The sequence below is a fragment of the Pirellula sp. SH-Sr6A genome, assembly GCF_001610875.1.
GTDB lineage: Bacteria > Planctomycetota > Planctomycetia > Pirellulales > Pirellulaceae > JBKCUI01.
In genome coordinates this window covers 180,287-197,844 of the sequence record NZ_CP011272.1, presented here as the reverse complement: position 1 = coordinate 197,844, position 17,558 = coordinate 180,287, and the positions used below count along the sequence as shown (strand labels likewise).

The 17,558-nt window shown below is 55.0% G+C and carries 8 protein-coding genes; 6 read left to right on the top strand and 2 right to left on the bottom strand.

What is annotated here, in order from left to right; genetic code table 11:
- The first annotated feature begins 640 nt into the window (after positions 1 to 640).
- Both VN12_RS00625 and VN12_RS00620 read left to right on the top strand, forming a co-directional pair.
- Positions 641 to 862, top strand: coding sequence for a heavy-metal-associated domain-containing protein (locus VN12_RS00625; RefSeq protein WP_146675010.1), 222 nt, complete (start codon positions 641 to 643; stop codon positions 860 to 862).
- Between the two features lie 42 nt (positions 863 to 904).
- Positions 905 to 3,166: a heavy metal translocating P-type ATPase gene (locus tag VN12_RS00620; RefSeq protein WP_146675009.1), complete on the top strand. Its 2,262-nt coding sequence runs from the start codon at positions 905 to 907 to the stop codon at positions 3,164 to 3,166.
- Positions 3,167 to 3,212: 46 nt separating this feature from the next.
- On the opposite strand, the gene VN12_RS00615 is transcribed toward VN12_RS00620, so the two are convergent.
- A complete protein-coding gene (locus VN12_RS00615) occupies positions 3,213 to 4,649 on the bottom strand; it encodes a terpene cyclase/mutase family protein (protein WP_146675008.1) in 1,437 nt (478 codons plus the stop codon).
- A gap of 193 nt (positions 4,650 to 4,842) precedes the next feature.
- Between VN12_RS00615 and VN12_RS00610 the strand changes: the two genes are divergently transcribed.
- Positions 4,843 to 5,781, top strand: a complete 939-nt coding sequence (locus VN12_RS00610) for a YgfZ/GcvT domain-containing protein (RefSeq protein WP_146675007.1) — start codon at positions 4,843 to 4,845, stop codon at positions 5,779 to 5,781.
- A 31-nt stretch (positions 5,782 to 5,812) separates the two neighbouring features.
- On the opposite strand, the gene VN12_RS00605 is transcribed toward VN12_RS00610, so the two are convergent.
- Positions 5,813 to 8,683: a glycoside hydrolase domain-containing protein gene (locus VN12_RS00605; RefSeq protein WP_146675006.1), complete on the bottom strand. Its 2,871-nt coding sequence runs from the start codon at positions 8,681 to 8,683 to the stop codon at positions 5,813 to 5,815.
- A 314-nt stretch (positions 8,684 to 8,997) separates the two neighbouring features.
- On the opposite strand from VN12_RS00605, the gene VN12_RS00600 reads away from it, so the two are divergent.
- The 3 genes from VN12_RS00600 to VN12_RS00590 all read left to right on the top strand — a co-directional run bounded on the left by VN12_RS00600 (position 8,998) and on the right by VN12_RS00590 (position 17,211).
- Complete coding sequence (locus VN12_RS00600) at positions 8,998 to 13,167, top strand: discoidin domain-containing protein (protein ID WP_146675005.1); 4,170 nt, start codon at positions 8,998 to 9,000, stop codon at positions 13,165 to 13,167.
- Positions 13,168 to 13,776: 609 nt separating this feature from the next.
- Positions 13,777 to 14,103, top strand: a complete 327-nt coding sequence (locus VN12_RS00595; protein WP_240491277.1) for a hypothetical protein — start codon at positions 13,777 to 13,779, stop codon at positions 14,101 to 14,103.
- A gap of 156 nt (positions 14,104 to 14,259) precedes the next feature.
- Positions 14,260 to 17,211 carry a hypothetical protein gene (locus tag VN12_RS00590; protein WP_168164119.1) on the top strand — a complete coding sequence of 984 codons (2,952 nt, stop codon included), beginning with the start codon at positions 14,260 to 14,262 and terminating at the stop codon, positions 17,209 to 17,211.
- The last annotated feature ends 347 nt before the right edge of the window (positions 17,212 to 17,558 follow it).

Here is a 17,558-nt window from a genome sequence, read left to right as displayed (position 1 = left end):
TCCATTTGTAGGCGAGCGCCTGCCAAGAAATTCCGTGACTCCGCAGCGGTGGGAGAGCGCCTTGGACTACGTGACTCGATGCCGCACGAGTGCGGGAGGAGAGGTCTTCAAGGATCGCCCAAGATGGAGAGGTTTCGGTTGCCGTGCCTCCCTCCGAAGGACGGTCCGCTTCAAGGGCATGTTCAACGCAATCGCATTGGTTCGCGTCGTTCGACTTGAAACCTTCGACGGGTGGAATGGGGCGCGGATCGTTTGCCGGACAGGGCTGGGGAGCCGCCGCTGCGCATCGTGGGCACTTGGGAGCCGCGGTCTCCGATTCGATCGATGTCCCTGCCGAGGCCCAGCCATCGAGGAGGGAGCGAGACAGACAGCAGCACGAAACCCCACCAAAAATCTGGCCGAACGCAACCGCGATCAGCAACAGAATTGACGTGGGGAACGAGGACATAAGTATCGCCTTTTTGCGTATTTAGACTGGGAGATTCAATTCTTGGATGGTCGACAGAGGGTGTTTCTTCATTTCTATTCGGAACTAATTCGAAGAAACCGAGCGGGAGCGGCATCCAACCCGTCGAAGCATGCGATTCTACGGGACGCATCGAACAAGTCCACTCACCCCCATCGAATCCGGAGCAATCCTATGAACGAAAACGAGCAAACCAAGGTTTTTCAAATAGTCGGAATGACTTGCGGCCATTGCAAACGTGCCGTCGAGTCTGCTATTCAGTCTACACAGGGCGTTCGTGAAGTGCGAGTCGAGCTGGACGCGGGCAAGGCCACCGTGACGGGTCGATTTCCCGACGATGCGATCGTCGCCTCTGTGGAAGACGCGGGATATACGGCAACATTGTTGAACGCCTAACGCTCATTCTTTTCGTAATTTTGAGTAGGGGGAGCCGTAGGAATGAAGAGGACAGAGCCCATCCTGGAGATCGGTGTCGAAGGCATGACCTGCGCCGCTTGTGTGCGTCGTGTGGAAAACGGTTTGAATAAGCTACCCGCAGTTCAGCATGCCACCGTGAATCTAGCGACCGAACGGGCGCTGGTTCGTTTCGACCATCCACCTCTAGAAAGCGATATCGCTGCGATTCGTGCGACGATCTCCAAGCTGGGCTACGAGCCTGTCGATTTGAAATCGAAGCGCCCATCAAGTGCAGAGACTTCCGAAACCGATACCTTGTGGAGGATGACCGTGGGGGCGTCCCTCTTTGCGATCCCAACGGTCGTGTTGGCGATGGCCCCTATGCTTTCCGATTCGGTGATGAATTGGATGATGCGTTGGCTGACAATGGAGCAGTGGAACTGGGTCATGCTTCTCCTCACGGTCCCGGTGCAATTTTGGTTTGGACGTCGATTCATGCGACTGGGCGCAAAGAGTCTGCTCTCAACGTCTCCGGACATGAATGCACTCATCCTGTTAGGAACCATGGCTGCATTCTTGTTCAGTGCGCTGGTTACCGTCTTCCCGAATTGGTTTCCTGTCGCGTCACGCCACGTTTATTTCGAGGCGTCTGCGGTGGTCATCACGCTTGTTTTGCTCGGCAAATACTTAGAAACGAAGTCGCGCCATCAAGCATCTGATGCGATGAAGGTCTTGCTCAAACTCGTTCCCAAAACCGCTACGGTTATTCGCGATGGTCAATCCATATCGATCCCAGCGGAGGAGGTGCAACTCAACGATCTGATCGAAGTGCAACCAGGGACCGCGATTGCAGTGGATGGGGTCGTGGAAAGCGGCAGTACCTATATCGATGAGAGCATGGTTACCGGCGAGAGCGTTCCGGTGGCCAAGGTGGCAGGAGATGCAGTGGTCGCTGGCACTATCAACGGGAGTGGGAGCGTTCGCTTTCGCGCGACAGCGGTCGGTGCCGAAACGACGCTCGCGAAAATTGTTGCGTTTGTGGAATCGGCCCAAGCATCGAAGCCGCGAATCCAAGGGATTGCGGATCGTGTCGTCGCTTACTTTGTTCCTGTCGTATTGCTCATTGCAATCTTCACGTCGCTCGCTTGGCTATTCCTGATGCCAGGGGGGGCGGTCGATCAAGCGCTCATTCACGCGGTGGCCGTTCTCATCATCGCTTGTCCGTGTGCAATGGGATTGGCCGTCCCAACAAGTGTCATGGTGGGGACCGGGAAAGGGGCCCAGCACGGTATCTTGTTCCGCTCGACCGACGCGATCGAGTCACTCAGTCATGTAGAAATGGTTGCCTTTGACAAAACGGGAACCCTCACGGTTGGAAAGCCCCAACTCTCGAGATTGCACGTCCTACCTCCTTTTGATGAACCGACCCTCCTCGCTGAACTGGCACTGGTAGAACAACGTTCTGAGCATCCCCTAGCGCACGCCATCGTGGAAGCGGCTGAGATGCGAGGACTTCGATCCCCAAACGAACTGGTCGACTTTCAAGCGATCGCGGGTGCAGGGATCGACGCGAGGTTGTCCAACGGCGACCGAGTTCGAATCGGCTCAGAGCGATTGATGCGGGAGCACGCCATGGACGTAGGGCCCTTGGAAGATGCCGTCGCCGATGCGATGGAGCGTGGTGAAGGTTACTTTTTCGCCGCCATCAACCAGAAGCTTGCTGCATTGATCGTTATTTCCGATCCGATCAAGTCGACGACACCGGCAGCGATTGCGAACTTGAGGCAAAAGGGTTTTCGCATCGCCTTGATCTCAGGTGACAACATTCGAACTGCGTCGACGATTGCGGATCGATGTGGAATTGAACCGAGCATGGTCTATGCGGAGGTACGACCCAACCATAAGGCGGAGGTGGTCCAGTCGATCAAGCGAGAGGGCGGTCGAATCGCGTTCGTGGGAGACGGATTGAACGACGCTCCGGCCTTAACCGTTGCCGATGTGGGGATTGCGATGGGGACCGGTACCGACCTTGCGATTGAAAGCGCGGATGTGATTGCCATGTCGGGCGACACTTGGCTCGTACCTCGTTCGATCCAATTATCCCGAGCGGTCATGTCAAATATTCGGCAGAATCTCGCATGGGCATTTGGATACAACGTCCTCCTCATTCCTGTTGCAACCGGGTTGCTACAGCCTTGGACAGGTTTGAGCCTTTCTCCCATTGTCGCCGGAGCGGCGATGAGTCTATCGAGCTTCTTCGTCGTGACGAACGCGCTGCGCTTACGATCGATCCGACTCGATTAGATTCGGGTTGGGAATCGAACAGAAAACTGCATTGGAGACGTTCGCTTTAGAGGCGAAATTCATTGGTGGAGGTCTCGTAAAGAGGCAGGTAACGGTAATAGACCTCCAACGTCAAGCAACACATGGTGGTGACGTAAATACGCCCTCCTTCGCGATTGAAGGGATTGCCGGTCCAATACCAGCTCCCTGCCATGTGGCCTTGTTGCACCTGGGTGCTAACCAGGAGCTCGCGCATGATGAAATTCCAATTCTCCCAATTTTTTCCGCCACCATGAAACATAAATTGAGTGGCGTAATAGTTGTAATAGACATCGCTGGCGCTAGGCCCCTTCTCTGCAAGGTATCGGTTGGCGCGAAGAATCGATCCATCGGTTAGCGAGTACCCTCGGAACAAACGGATCAAATTACCGATCGCCGTCATAGATTGGGTCGGCTCGCCACCCGCATAATTGAACAGATAACCATTGCTGCAGCTCTCCTTTAAAAACAAATCGCTGAGCCGAAGAACTTCCATGGGGACTCGCAGTTTGGCAGCCGACGCACTCTTCAGCGCCAAGATCTGCCAACCGACGACCGAGAGATCGCCAGGTTGGCCGGGGTGATACCGCCATCCTCCTCGTTTGTGTTGGGCGGAGATGATGAAGTTGATGGCGCGCTGGCAAGCTTCCCGGAGAGAGTCGTCTCCGCCCATCTGCAGAGCCTCGCAGATGGCTAGTGTCGCAATCCCATGTTCATACATTTGCGACTTGGCGGTCTCTCCCAACCAATAGCTTTGAACGGTCCCGTCTTTCTCCTTCAAATTCTGAACGAGGAAATAAAGTCCTCGCGAGACCGTGTCTCCGTATTCCGGGGAGTTGGGGGTGTGGCCGGCCCCTAGGAAGCAAAGGAGTGCAAGTCCGGTGGCTGCGATTTCATGTTGATCCAGATCACGGCATCCATCGGTGCAATTGTTTTGGCAAACATCGAAGCCCATAGACCAGGAACCGTTGTTCTTCTGGTGCGCGGCGAGGTAGACCAAGGCCGCGTTAACGGCCGCTTCACTTTGCGGGGTCGCCCCATACTTTTGAGCTGCGGACTGGCGATTTTGTGGTTTGCGAGACTCGATCGATGTCTCGAGAAAGCCCCCCGCTCCCAACACCTTCGCAGAGCCGGAAAAACGAACTTGATCCGAGAGAGTCGTCTGGGATTGCGGGGCATTCAGTTCCCCGGTTTCTAAACTGATGGGGGACTCGGTCAACAATGTGCTGGTCGAGATATCGTCCAATCCGACGCCCGCCGTCGCATCGGAGGGGGCAACGGGCTGGATCTCTACCACCTCGACCTCTTTACCGACCTGCTCCGTGTCGCCGGAGAAAATGGTGAACCGCTCTCCTATGCCTGAACCAGCGATGGTCCAGATCGCCAATAGAATAAGCAATACCAGATGCAGAATAAAACTGCACAAGCTAGCGATCCACTGGTTTTTCGGGCCGTTGTTGCTCACGGCATTTCCTGATGGGTTAGGGAGAAGTTCACCCACAAGACGTCTGGGATGCTTCGCATGCCGAATCGTGCACCCCGACTGCAGTGAGGGGGGCGTTCGACAGTTGACATTTCAAATTACGATTGTCGTCTCGTGCAGGATGCGTCACATTTTACGATTCTAACACCTGCTCCTCGGTACGTGAAAGTCAAGCATGTCAAAGCTCTGGAAATTGGGAACCGGATCGATCGTCGAAATTCGGGGCAAAGACCGAAGCAAAGTGTTCAACAATTTGGCCACACAGGATCTTCGAGAACTCGCGGTAGGCCAGTCCCGCGAGACGTTCATCACCGATTCCAAGGGGCGAACCTTTGGACATGGCCTGGCGATAGGACTGCCCGAGTTCCATCTCTTTGTCTCGGTTCCCGGTCAAGCGGAACGCTTGGTTCCGCATTTCGACCGGTTCATCATCATGGAGGATGCGACGATCACCGATCGGAGCTCGGCGTTTACGCTGTGGCTGGCTGCCGACGAGTCCATCCTTCCGAGACTGGGCATCGATCTCCCCGCGGCTCCATGGCCCGATTCGTTCACAACCTTTTGGAACGGGCTCCCCGCCCATTTGGTGCGTGCTCCTTGGGCTGGGCCAACGTCGCGATTGCTGCTGTCCGAGTCCCCAGAGCTACCGACGAGTTGTGATCCGTCCCTGCATGCAGAGCTCCTCCTCAGCGATCTTGATCATCGGTCCGATTGGGAAGCGCTTCGCATTCAAAGCTTCTGGCCTTGGTATGGGATCGATCTGGATGATAAGAATTTTCCGCAAGAACTCGATCGCGATACCTCCGCGATATCCTTTCGAAAGGGTTGTTACCTAGGACAGGAAACCGTGGCGCGATTGGACGCGCTCGGACAAGTGCAAAAGAAGCTGGTGAAATTGGCCATCTCCGGGGACGGGTCGATCGATATGAACGTTCCAGAAGAAACGAAGCTTCGCAGTGGAGATAGCGAGGTCGGACAACTTCGCTCGTACGCCCCGCTCAGCCCAGGTGCAGCGGTTGGTTTAGGCTATGTGAAAAGAAGTCACTTCACACCGGGGACCGAACTGCGGCTAGGGACACAAGGGCATACCGCAGTGGTAATGCCCAGGGAGTAAGTCGACGGCGCGCGTCGCGGGGGGAACGGGATTAGTCGACGGGCAATGCGCGTCGCCAATGTTCCATCGTTTCGGGCGAGATTGCTCCGTAATCGGACCATCCTGCATCCTCGGTGTATCCTCCAATCTCCGCTCGGCGCGAAGCAAGCGGTAATACTTGGAGTATGGATTCACCCCAACGATACCGATCGATCGTTTTGATGTCCGCATTAGATTGCTCGCCCGCGAGAGCCGCTTGGAGTCGCTCGACATCCTGCTGCGCGTAACAATAGGCTTTGAGTCGGACCGACGGAATAGGTTGCCCCGCATGGGCTTGGTCACCCGAACGATTGGGGTAGAACAACGAGCATTCGTCAGGCCCTTCCCAGGATTTGGCCGTCCCTATGGTTTGCCAGGGCAATATGCCATCGCCCCCTCGCAACCAGCTATCCCAAGCCCAAGCTAGCGTCTGGACATTGTTGGTCCCCAATGGATTCGCGGATCCATAGATCATGACCAGTTGATCGTCGGCGCATTTGCGATCCAAAACGAGTCGTCGATATTGACGGAATGCGGTTTGGGAAACCACGTTGTAGCGCATCAAACCATCGAGGGTAGTCCGTTGCCATTGCGGACGCGAAACGTCGCAGCGATAGAATAAATTCGAATCTCGCACAGAAGTGGAAAGTCCCTCTGCAAAGGCTCTTCCAAAGTAGCGTAGTGCCAAGTAATCCTGGAAGTTGGCAGGTTCATCCAGCAACCAAGGCGACGACCCACGCGACCAGCCTCGTTTCTTGAAGTCGACTTTGTTGTTCAAGAAAACGTGAAAGCGAGTTTGCAGCCAACCCTTCTCCCGAATGTGCGCTTCGCAGGCTTGAACGGCCTGTACCCAAGCGGCTCGGTATTCCTCGGTAAAGGCTTCGTCGGCCCAATAGCTGCCATTGTAATGTTCGTTGATCGGCAACGGCCAATTCTCGTGCATCGGCAGGTAGAAGCAATCCATTGGGACTTTACCTCGAGGCAAATCCGCGAACGCTTCGCCTGTGAAGTACTTTTCGAAGCGAGCATCCCATTTGCTCCAATCCCAACCGGTCGAAGCCATGTCGGGAGCCAAACCACTCGCCATCCGACCATTCTGAAAGTAGGGAACGCGATTCAGGACCACGCGATGCCGATGTGCCATCCGATAGTAGTCCAATTCGTTGGCGGGCAAGTCGTAACAGTTCATCTCCGGTAAGAAACGCATTTCCTTAGGAGTCAGCGCAGAACGAACCTGAACTTCCACTTTCAGCGTCCGCGATTTTCCATCCGACTCCACCTGGAGGTCCATTCCCTTCGTTCCAGGGATTTCCCCATCGGGGATATAGAGCTCCAGAAGCCAAGCTCCCAAGTTGGGGGACCGGTCGGATAGCGGGAGAGCTACCTTGGTGTCTGACATTTTGCTCGTATCGATCGGCATCAAAGGATCGGGAAGCCAGCGTTCTCCCGACGGAATGTAATCCACTTGGTAAAGTTCGCATCGCCATCCTGGGGGCAGTACCGCTTTCCACTGCAGCTTCGGTGCAACAGGAGATTGGATGGCCAATTGCACCCCAATCCAATCGCCGCGGCTGCCGTCGAGCCGAATGAGTCCCTGCGATGCATCCCAATAAATGTTCTTAGCTAAATAATCCGTCCGCTGGCTTGGGATCAACTCGGCAGTCGGCGCGACGAATTGATCCAGTGGATGCACCCAAGTAAACCGTGACTTTCCAATCGATTCCGCTTGGCTCCAAAGAGCTTCCGCGTCCTGGGCCTTCTTCGATTGTTGGAGCTCGTTCGTTTTCACTAGGGACATCCGGAGTTGCTCGGCGGTTGGCGATGGAACTGCATTGGGACGACCTTTCCAATCGATCGACACGGGATCGCTCCTTTTTCCATCGCGATTGACGGCCACCAAGGTGATGCGGTGGTCCTCCTGCCAACTCCAGGGCGGATTAAACGGATCGACGACGATGGCGTACGGCCGAGGTGATTTACGAGGTGATTTATCCGTGGAGCGAATAAAGAATTTTGAAAGTGGTTTACCATCGACAGTAGCTTCGCAACCCATGGCCGAATCGGAATCGGTTTTCCAAGTCAGTTTGGTACGAGGTTCCGATCCGGTCGGGGGAACCCAGGTCACGTTGGTAGGAGATGGTGGGGAGGGAGCCGCAACACCAGGAGTTGTTTCGACGAGCAAGTAGGGAGCATTTGCACGATTCGAATCCTTGCTGAAGACAGTTCGATTGGGGAAGAGTTGAAAATCGAAGCTCTCTCCGTCACGTTTCCAAGTCGATCCCGTGTCATCCATGATGAGCCAACCGTGACTCAAGCCCGCGGTACAAGCCTCCACCAAGCTGACCGGGACATCGAAAACCATCCAACCCTCGGCTTCTTCGCGTGGCGTGAGGGAGTGCCATTGCGTCCCTCCTGAACCGAGACTGACCGAGGTGATATCGCCGTCATTCCAAAGTTCATTGGGATAGATACGATGAGAGAAGGTGGATTGCCCATCGACGATTTCATAATTCTGTGCAGTCCCCTCCACCCAATCGGCTGCGAGAGTACTGAGAGTGATCCGGTCGATGGGAATGTCGCTTGCCCGTTTCAAATAGAGCCGAGCCCGCGAGATCGCATGCCCGCGGAGGGATGCAAAATCAAAATCGATCAAGGAGAGCTCTTGAATCGATTTTAATTTGAGTCGCGAGGCACCACCGTTGGCCCCTTTCGATTCGTTGCCAGCATTGGAGAGCCACGTATCGCGTGTTACCGGCAACCGTATTTCCTTAGGCTCCGCCGCCAACGACTCAACGGCTAGTAGCAGGAAGATGGTGAGGCAAGCCAGCCCAACGGAGAAGAGAATCCGAGGGTACTGCAGGTTTGAACTAGTGGGTGAATGCATGGCAGTTCCGAGCAGTCGGAGGGTGGGAAGGGAAGTGGAGGGAGGGGAGATCGAAAGGGCATTGTAGATTCCCCTCTGGCATCTTGAAGTGCGGGGGGCGAGTGACGCGGCCTCGTTTTTGGTTTAATATGTCTCTATGGGTTCGTTCGCCATCCTATGTCGAGTCAGAGGGGAGGATCGTACCCGTTCGTCTTCCCCGCCGAGACAACGCCAAGTCTCAACTCCCGTCTCAAAAATCGGTTTGAACGCAACCCAATTTCGAAACACTCCTCCCTTCGCAGCCTGAACCGAGGGGATTTACTTGGTTGAAACATATGAAATCCATTCTCAGCACCCTTCTTGCCCTTTCCCTTTTGATCACATTCCCCAGCCTGGGGCTTGGTCAGACCAAAGAAACCAAGCCGATTCGAGCATTGCTCATCGCGGGGGGCTGTTGCCATGACTATGCGAAGCAGCAGGAGGCTCTTTGCAATGGGATTCAAGCCCGAGCAAATGTGCAAGTGGATGTTTATTGGACGGACAACTCGACTACGGCCCCGATGCTTCCTCTTTACAGCAAGCTGAATTGGGCTGAAGAGTACGACATCATCATCCACGATGAATGCGCCGCCGATATCAAAGACCCGGCGTTGTTAAATCGAATCGTTCAAACGCACCAAAAGATTCCTGCAGTTCACCTTCACTGTGCCATGCACAGTTTCCGTGCCGGTAACGATGTCTGGTTCAAACATCTTGGATTGCAATCGACGGGACATGGACCGCAAGAACCGATCGAAATCGAGTTTGAGATGCCCAAGCACCCGATCACGGAGACCCTTACGAACTGGACCACGATCCGCGAGGAGCTTTACAACAACGTCAAGATGTACGATGCCGTTCCCTTGGCAGTCGGAAAGCAAAAAGTGGGACGAGGAGACAAGGAACGCGTCGACCACGCGGTTGTGGTTTGGATTAATGAAAAGCAGGGAGCTCGGAGTTTCAGCACATCGCTCGGCCATAATACGGAAACGGTCGCCGACGCTCGGTATCTCGAATTGGTAACCCGGGGACTCCTGTGGGCTTGCGATAAGTTGAACGCGGACTATCTCAAACCGTTCGAGGGGGAGAACAAAGTCACGTTTATCGACAAAAACAAGTTCTCCAATAATGCTACTCCGGGAGTCGGCAATGCCCCTAAGGATGCGACTTTGGTCAAGGTCACCGCGTCGAGCGTGCAGGATGGGAACCCAACCCATCATGTAGTCGATGGGAAGCAGGACACCCGCTGGTGTGCCGATGGTCCATCCTATCCCCAGTCGATTCAATTGGAATTCCAAGATCCCCAAACGGTACAGTCCATGGAGATCGCTTGGGAGATGCCATCTGGTATTTACAAGTACCGAGTGGAGGGATCGGAAAATGGTACCGATTTTAAATTGCTAATCGACCAATCGACCAATTCGAAACCACGCGTTGGGAAAGAGGAATTCAGCTCTCCCACTGCACTTCGATTCCTCCGAGTCACGGGGATTAGCAGCACAGGTGGCTGGTGCAGCATTCGCGAGATCCGAGTGCAAGGGGCGGCTATCAAGTCGCTGTGGCCTGCAGATCCTAAATCTCCTGCTGGCAAGTTTACGGCACTGCAGGGGGACGAATACGCCAAGAGTGGAAACATCGTGCCTCGCATTGAGAAAAGAACTCAGGAGGAAGAGGCCGCCATCTTGAAGGATGTTCAAGTCGCGGACGGTTTCGAGGCAACCCTTTTTGCGGCACCCCCAGCGGTAAACTATCCTGTTTTTGTGGCAGCGGATGTCGACGGGACTTTGTATGTGAGCTCCGATGGAAATGGGTCGTTGGGACGCGATCCGATGCGCGGCCGCGTGATCCGGTTACGAGATACCGACAACGATGGACGCGCTGACGAGACCAAAGTGTTCTGTGAAGTCGACGCGCCGCGAGGATTGGTCTGGGACAAGGATCGACTGTATTTGATGCATCCTCCTCACTTGAGCGTCTTCATCGACCGCGATCGAGATGGAGTGGCGGACGAACAAAAAACGCTCGTAAAGAATCTCGCATTTGATTACGACAAACGCCCAGCGGACCACACGACCAATGGGCTCAGCCTCGGAGCGGACGGATGGTTGTATATCGCAGGTGGAGATTTCGGCTTTATGGACGCAGTGGGAGCGGACGGCACTCGCCTCTCCCATCGCGGCGGAGGCGTGATTCGCGTACGCCCGGACGGGACTGGATTGGAAATCTACTCCACCGGAACACGCAACATTCTCGAGGTAGCGATTAGCCCGGCGATGGAGATGTTCGCGAGAGACAATACGAATGATGGTGGCGGATGGGATGTGCGACTCCATCACTTCACCGGAAACGACGACCATGGTTATCCACGTCTTTATAAAAACTTCAGCGACGAGTGCGTCGCTCCCCTGGCGGACTACGGAGGAGGTTCGGGGTGCGGTGCTGTTTACATCGACGAACCTGGCTTTGGAAAATGGAATCAAGCTCCTTTCACCGCGGATTGGGGAACCAATGCGATCTATCGCCACTCGGTGAAGCCCCAGGGGGCGACCTATCAAGAAGTCGCGACGCCTGAACCGCTGGTCAAAATGACGCGTCCAACCGACGCCGATGTCGACGGCAACAGCCGGGTATATGCGGCGAGTTGGAAGGGGGCCAATTTCAATTGGAACGGACCCAACGTCGGTTACATCGTTCGGATCCAACCCAAGGGATTTCAACCGGAGCCGCTTCGGGACTATGCCAAGCTCAACAACGACGAGTTGGTTCAGGAGATGGAATCCCCGAGCTATCGTCGGAGGATGGACGCAAGCCGGGAATTGGCGAGACGCGGAGACGGTCGCCACTCGCAACTCCTTTCGAAGGGTGTTGCGTCTCGCAATGCAGATCGCCAACGGGTCGAGTCGATCCAAACGACTGCCAATGCTCAGACGATTCTCCAAGCACTGGGCCATGCAGACCCTGTGATTGTCCATACCGCCATTCGGACCCTGGCCAAGCAGAAGCAAATCGATGCTTGTTTGGCTGCCCTGGAACAAGGGACTGCACCATTGCCTCCCTTATTGCGATCACTCGCAATGATGCACGATTCTCGAGTCGTCGATGCTGTGATTGCAAGATTGGCAAAGGAGACATCGCCGGAGCGACGCGAGCTCCTGCTGGGGGCTCTTTGTAGATTGCATTTCGTGGAAGGGGAATGGAATGGTGATTCCTGGGGGACCCGACCCGACACGCGAGGTCCTTATTACCAACCCGAGACCTGGGGCGAGTCCAAGAAGATTCTCACAACTCTCCGTTCTGCCCTCGCAGCTGCTGATTCTAAAGAAGCGGCGTTTTTGATCGAGGCGATGGAGAAGAATCGCATCGAAAACGATGAGGGGCTGGAGCGGATCATTGAAATTGCAACTCGCGACAGCGCAGCGATTCCGATCGCGGTCGCAAAGCTTGCGACGGCCAAGGAGATCCCAGCCAACGCCCTCCCCCTCTTGCTGGCTGCTTCCAAAATGGAGGGACTCGCAAAGCAACCCCTGAGTCAGGTCGTGATTGCTTTAGCCCGGATTTCGCATCCGGAGTCGTTCGAGGCAATGATTCGTTGTATGGAGCGATTGGATCGCGAAGGGGGAGACAATGCGCTGTCGGAGAAAGCTCGCGATGCGCTGTTGAATTCTCCTACTCTCGGATTGCAAATACCACGTCTGCTGGAGCTTGCCAACGCAACCACCGGCCCGCTCGGCACGATTGCCGATTCCGCCCTTCTGCAATTGGCCAGCAAGAGTCCGAGTCCGGAGGTTCAAGCGGCCGCACAAAAGGGACTGGAGGAAGCGTGGGGCAACAAAGCTCGGAAGATTCGATTGATGCGAACGGCCGGAAGGCTTGCCAGCCATCATCTCGATGAAGAGATCCTGGCGGCCTGGAAGGATCCCGATGCCGAGGTGGCGAAAGTTGCGCAGAACATTTCCAATCGATTGAAGATCAAACCGCGACCGGAGGACAAATCGCCAAAGCTCGCATCGATCAATCCTGAGGAAGCGCTCAAAAGCGTGGTGGACATGAAGGGAGATATCAGTTTTGGAGAGCGACTGTTCACGAAAGCCAAATGCACGCAGTGCCATACCGTCCGGCAAGATGAAGTGCAGAAAGGTCCCTACCTCGGCAATATCGCGCGTACCTACAAGCGACCTGAACTGGCAACCGCCGTTATCGATCCGAGCAAATCGATCGCGCAAGGATTCATTACCAACATCATCCAAACACACGACGACGAAACAATCACCGGATTCGTTACCAACGAACAAAACGATCGTGTCGTACTGAGGGATGCTCAGGGCAAAGAGTTCTTGGTCATGAAAGAAGATATCGCAGCCAGGAAGACCTCGACGGTCTCTTCGATGCCGACCGGATTGCTGAACGAGTTCACCGTTTACGAATTCGCATCCATTCTCGACTACCTCGAATCGTTGACCAAGTAGAGCGATGCTCGGAATGCAGATCAGTGGGGTCGATGTTTCAACCTCGTCCTTGACTCAAATAGCCTTTCGGGCAGCTCCTTGCGAGCTGCTTGTTCGAGTCACTCCTGATAACCAGGAGCAGGCGTTGAAACTGTTTAGGGAAAATCAAAGCGGCTTAAGCGGATTGCGAGTCCAAGGGGTTCGGGGACAGATCGCCGTCCCCGAGATCGCCGTCCCCCTGATCGCCATAAGCTCTGTTCCTTATCGGCGACATCAAGAATTGCCGGTTTGAGATCCATGGCGCGATACACCGTTTCGAACTCGCTTTCCGCGGTACGAAGGCGTGGGTGTCGACAGAACAAAAAAGCCATACCTCTTCTGTGGTTTGCGTGTTGCCAACGCAGATGGGATATTGGATTGGGCCCCCAGCGTTGAAATGGTTGCATCGACGAGTCATTGTTGGAGGAGAGTTTGGGGGGAGTTGGCAATACGGGCAATTTCTGAGGATGGGACCGAAGGGATTGTATTTGGCGACAGGGAATGTTCGATGAAGACGCTATTGCTGAGGAGTAGACCACTGCTCACCGAGAAGGATTTTGCCAGCAATTAGCACATTGGAAGGACCCAGTCATGAAACGCGGCATTCAAGCCCTAGTTCTCCTTGGTATCGCAGTCGCTTCGTTCAGCGGTTGCAATCTTATGGAACGCCGCCATTGCCGTAGCTGCAATGGTTGCAACAGCCCCATCGGATGCCGACCTTGCCCAATTGGTTGGCAACGGGGCGGAACCGATTATGGAAATCACCTCAGAGGTGGTCACTTTGCGGGCCATCAAGCCTATGCAGCTGACAATCAAGTTGGCTCGGGGGTTCCATCACCAGCGGTTGCCTATCCGTATTACACCGTACGTGGTCCACGCGATTTCTTCGTAAACAACCCACCTAGCATCGGACGATAGTCGCTCCATCCGAAGGGAACGACGCGGGGGCAAATTGTGGGATGGACCTTGGGATTCGGTCTGCAGACGCTATCCTATGGGTAGCGTGAGCGGCGAGGGTGTCGGTGCTTCGCGCCCTCGTTTCGTCACCCGTTTCCCCCGTCGATGGTATCGCACATGCAACGGTTCGAGCAGTGGTGCTCCGAGCATCGACTGGCGCTCTCTCCCAAAACAGAGGAATTGTTGGGGAGCTGGTATCGTCGAACTGAGTCTTACGGGATGGAGAGCGTGCTCTTCCCGCAACTGGGCGCGATCCTGAGCCAATTTCCCGGCTTGGAAGAGGGTGTCGAGAAGCTGCTTCGATTCTTGGATAACACTCGAAGCCCCCGCTTTTTTCTTTCTTTTCTGGAACGGGACCCCGATGCCTTACCGGTCCTGATTCGGATGCTCGCGATTCGTTCCTCTTCGACCGAATGTCTCATCCAGGATCCGGATTCATTCGACTGGTTGAGACTCCATGCAGGGAAGTCGACGAGCGCGGAGCATCTGCGCGACATTCTGGTGAATGAATTGCGTGGCCTGGAGGAAGAGCGAGACTGGCTCCCCTCCATGCGGACATTTCGGCAGCGGGAAACTCTGCGTGTCCTGGTCGGATTCGTTCTTCAAGGGGTGTCGAGCGGCGAAACGATGAACCAGCTGGCCCAGATTGCAGATGCGGCCGTGCATGGATGTTTAACCGTTGTGGAGATGTCAATTCAAAATCGTCGCAGGTCGATCCCCTCTCTCCTATCGCAGTTCAGCTTCTTGGCCGTAGGGGATTATGGATCGGGGCTCATCGATTTCATTCAACCACTCGAGATGCAGGTCCTCGTCAATCGGTCTGCGAGTCTCTCTCCGTCCCCGTCACACGCGAATGACGAAGAACTGTCGCGACTGCTGGCTCGATGGAGTTATTGGATGACCCATCCAAATGGATTGGCTTATAGCATCGACACCACGGGTCTGCTTCCGATTCCATCGCCTGGAGCATCATCGCCTCTCTTCGATCCGAGAACGTGGATTCATGAGATTGAAAGGGACGGCTTAGCCATCAACCGATTGCCCTTGATCTCAACTCGATTGGTGGCGGGAGATCCGTGGACTGCATCGCAAGCGGTCGAGGAGGCATCCTCTTTCGTGTTCCAAAGGTTTGCATCCGATGCCGACGAAGCCGAATTGTTGGCTGTCTCACGGCACAATCGTCGTCGACCCAAGCAGTCTTATGGCATCGAACCAAACACTGCACCGTCGGCCCGTCTGCTGCAACTCTGGCGAGAGTGGAATGAACTCCGTTTCCAAGTTGCATGGCAACCGCTGCTGGGGGAGACCAAAGAAGGTGCGACCGGCCCTTTGGGCGAGACCGACCGGGACGCACAGGAAGGAGTCGAATCAAAAATGGAGTCCCTCCGACGAGATCTCTTATTGACTCAGATTGAAGAAATTGACTTTCCTGTGTTTCGATTGGCATCGACCTCCACCCCGCCGTCGGAAAGTTCTTCCCTCCCTGAGGGAGTTGAATGGGTGCATACGAGCGAGTGGGATGAAGTCGATTTGATTTTGGACCCAAAACCTTCGGTGGAGTGGTCCTGTCAAGTGCTCTCGAAGTATGGATTCAGGCATCGCACGGCGGCCATGCAGCATTTGCACGAGCTGGCTCGGGAAGACATTCGGCTCCTCTCCACCAAGCGATGTCGCTTCGCTCTTTCGAACATCGCGAAATCGCTTTTAGAAAAGATCCATCGCACACCCGATCCTGATTTGACCTTGGAAAACCTTTGTGCGACGACCCGTTCGATCGGTGGAAAGGGTGTTCTGTGGGAGCTGTTTCTTTTCCATGAAGCCAGCATGGAGTTGTATCTTCGGTTATGTGGTGCGAGTCCGTATTTGGTGTCGATTCTTCTTCAGCATCCGGGGATGATCGATGAACTTCTCGATTCCCTGATGTTGTCGAAACTCCCGACTGCGACACAGTTGAAGGCCGTCGTTTTGGAGATGTGCCGAGGTGCGGAGGATATTCATTCGATCCTAGTCTCGTTCAAGAACGCAATGCACCTGAACGTAGGTGTTCGCGATTTGCTTGGCAAAGACGAGAACCACGCGACCCATCGCGCTCTTTCGGCCATCGCCGATGCTTGCGTGGAGCGGTTGATCCAATCGACCCTCGAATCGCAAGTGAGAAAGCTCGGAGCGCCTCGACTTCCGAACGGTGAGGATTGCGGGTTCACATTTTTGACACTCGGCAAGTACGGAGCTCAGGAACCTAATTACCACAGCGATTTGTCTCTTCTCTGTTTTTATGAAGCGGAGGGAACTGTGGTTCCGACAGGCAATTCGAGTTCGCAAAGGCCTATTTCGCATTTTGATTTCTTCAATCAGTTGGCTCAAAAGGTCAATCAGCAACTCAATCGCCTCGGTCCTACTGGAAGATTGTACGAGTCGCACGTCTTCAATCTTTCCTTGAGCGAGCGAAGCCCGATGGCTTGGTCGCTATCCAGTTTTGTGGACCATATTGAGCGTCATTCCATCGCGGCTTTTCAACGATTGCGATTGGTGCAGGCGCGTTCTCTGGGCAGCCATGATTCCTTTGGAGCAGAGGTGATCGCAACGATCCGCGGGTTGCTCGCTGACGGATCCTGGAGCGATACCGATCGACGCGTGCTAGGAGAAGAGCGACGTCGGTTGGAAGAGACCGCTTCGCCTCGCAATTTGAAGCGTGGCTATGGTGGGACGCTTGACGTGGAATGGCTCGCGCAATCGTTGTGGATTCAGCACCTCGCTTCCCATTCGTTTGAAAAGCAATTGGCACCCAGCACCTTTGAGATTATGGCTCAACTGGCGGCGAGCGGAGTTCTTATGCCAGAAGAAGCGGCACGGTTATCTGAGAGTTATCAATTCCTGCGTAGGATCGAAACCGGATTGCGATTGATGAATTTGTCGGCGCGGCATGATCTCCCTACCCATCAAGATGAGTTGAACCGCTTGGCATATGTTCTGCGGATGGAGGATGGGGGGAACATCGAGGCGCTCTGCGCAGAGCATCGCGAACGAATCCGGGAGCAGTTTCTCAAGCACTGTTCGAACGTTCTGTAGCTGGCGACTCGCGATTGCGCAGAGGGAGGTTCTCGCCAAGGCGCAACGGCGCAGAACAGGGGGCGGGAGGTTTCTCGCCAAGGCGCAACGGCGCAGAACAAGGGGCGGGAGGTTTCTCGCTAAGGCGCAACGGCGCAGAAGTGGGGTGGAAGGGGGCTCTCTAAGGCGCAGTGGCGCAAGACTGGGGAGGGAGAGGGATAGGATGAGCGGCTAACGAGATTTCTTTTTCATCGTTTAAAAGTCCGTCGCTGCCGTACTCACCCACTCTGATTGCCCCTTCTTTCATCGGTTCACCTAACTCTCCTCCGCTTTCCTTGCGTCTTGGCGCCTTGGCGAGACCCCTCCCG